The sequence below is a fragment of the Streptomyces hygroscopicus subsp. hygroscopicus genome, from assembly GCF_001553455.1.
GTDB classification, from domain to species: Bacteria; Actinomycetota; Actinomycetes; order Streptomycetales; family Streptomycetaceae; genus Streptomyces; species Streptomyces hygroscopicus.
In genome coordinates, this window is sequence record NZ_BBOX01000641.1 from 1 (window position 1) to 1,920 (window position 1,920).

Sequence of the window (1,920 nt, forward strand, 5' to 3'; positions counted from 1 at the left end):
TGGTGTGCCCAGCATGGGCGACTGCTTGGGGGTGGAAGTCCCCTGGGGGAAGAGGTGGTGCTAACCCCGAGCCGGAGGCAAGGGCGTCATCGTGAGGTGGGGTCTGGAGGAAGCCCGAGGCGAGACCTGGGTACCGAGGAACACGAACCGCGTATGAGGCGTGTTGGCCGGGTGAGCCTGCCATGGAAGGTGATGCCCGTCTCCACCAAGAAGGCCAGCACGTAAACGCGGCGGGGATCCAGGGACAGTGATCGTTCTTACCTGGGGAGATCTGTCCGGGTGTCGGCTGTGCTGAGGATGTCGCCGCGCCGACAGTCTGTGCCGGGAGGTGCGGGCTGACCGGGCAGAAGTCAGCAGAGGCCGTAGTACCAGCCGGGATGAGCACGGCGGCTGGGAAGGGCCGAACATCGAGTGGAACGGATGATGTGGTGACTGCTCGTGCCGGTCACGTGGACCGCAGTAATACCGCTTCGGCGGTGCCGACCAGGGAGGGACCGGTGCATTCCGGGAAGGCCCTGGCGGAGCGCAGTGACCGGCCGGCGCGTCTCACGGAGGACGTTCACCGCGAGCCGGAGTCCTCGTTGTGGGAGCTGATGCTCTCGAAGGAGAACCTGCTCGCGGCGCTCAACCGTGTCGAGGTGAACCGGGGTGCTCCCGGAGTGGACGACATGACCACGGTCGAGCTTCGACCGTGGATCGCGGTGCACTGGCCCGAGGTCCGGGCCGAACTCGATGCGGGCATCTACCGGCCGTCGCCGGTCCGTCAGGTGATCATCCCGAAGCCTGGCGGCGGCGAGCGGATGCTGGGGGTGCCGCGGGTGCTGGACCGCTTGATCCAGCAGGCCATCGCGCAAGTGCTCGTGCCCGTTTTCGACCCGGAGTTTTCGGGGTCGTCCTTCGGGTTCCGTCCCGGCCGGTCCGCCCATCAGGCGGTCAGGGTCGCGCGGCGGGCCGTCGAGGACGGCAACCGGTGGGTCGTGGATCTCGATCTGGACCGGTTCTTCGACCGGGTCCAGCACGATGTCCTGATGGCACGGGTGGCGCGGAAGGTCAGTGACCGCAGGCTCCTGAAACTGATCCGCAGGTATCTGGAAGCCGGGATCATGGTGGACGGCATCAAGATGCCGAGTGCGGAAGGGACCCCGCAGGGGTCTCCGCTCTCGCCCGTTTTGTCGAACATCATGCTCGACGACCTGGACCGGGAACTGTTCAGGCGCGGTCACCGGTTCGTGCGTTACGCCGACGATGTTCGCGTTTTCGTGCGTAGCAGACGAGCTGCCCACAGGGTGCTCGACTCGGTCACGGCCGTGGTCGAGCAGCGGCTGAAACTGAAGGTCAACCGGGACAAGTCGAAGGTGGTCCACGCCCGCGAGGCGGTGCTGCTGGGGTTCGGCTTCTACTTCGCCCGGGGCGGGAAGGTCGGTGTCCGGGTCGACCCGAAGGCGGTCAAGCGCCTGAAGGAGCGGCTCAAGGAACTGACGTCGCGCCGGTGGAGCGTCGCGATGTCCGAACGCATCGGGAAGATCAACCGCTTCACCGCTGGCTGGATGGGCTACTTCCGGCTCGCGGACGGTTCACACCTGTTCCGCGAACTGGACAAGTGGCTGCACCGCAGGATGCGGCAGATCCGGTGGAAGGAGTGGAAGAGGCCGAAGACCCGTCAGCACATGCTGCGCAAGCTCGGGATCAACGAGCGGCTGTCCCGTGAGTGGGGCGGCACCAGCAAGGGCTACTGGCGGATCGCGGGCTCTGCCGTCCTCAACCAGGCACTGCCCACCACCCACTGGGACGACCTTGGTCTGTGCATGCTCAAGCCGACCTGGCAACGGTTGAGATCAGCTGGATGAACCGCCGGATGCGTGGCCCGCATGTCCGGTGGTGTGAGAGGAGGGCCGGGCGACCCGGCCCTCCTACTCGATT

The 1,920-nt window shown here is 66.4% G+C and carries 1 protein-coding gene; it reads left to right on the plus strand.

The features are described from left to right. Positions 1-497: 497 nt before the first annotated feature. Positions 498-1,847, plus strand: coding sequence for a group II intron reverse transcriptase/maturase (gene ltrA / locus AXW62_RS39595; protein WP_214516893.1), 1,350 nt, complete (start codon positions 498-500; stop codon positions 1,845-1,847). Positions 1,848-1,920: the final 73 nt, after the last annotated feature.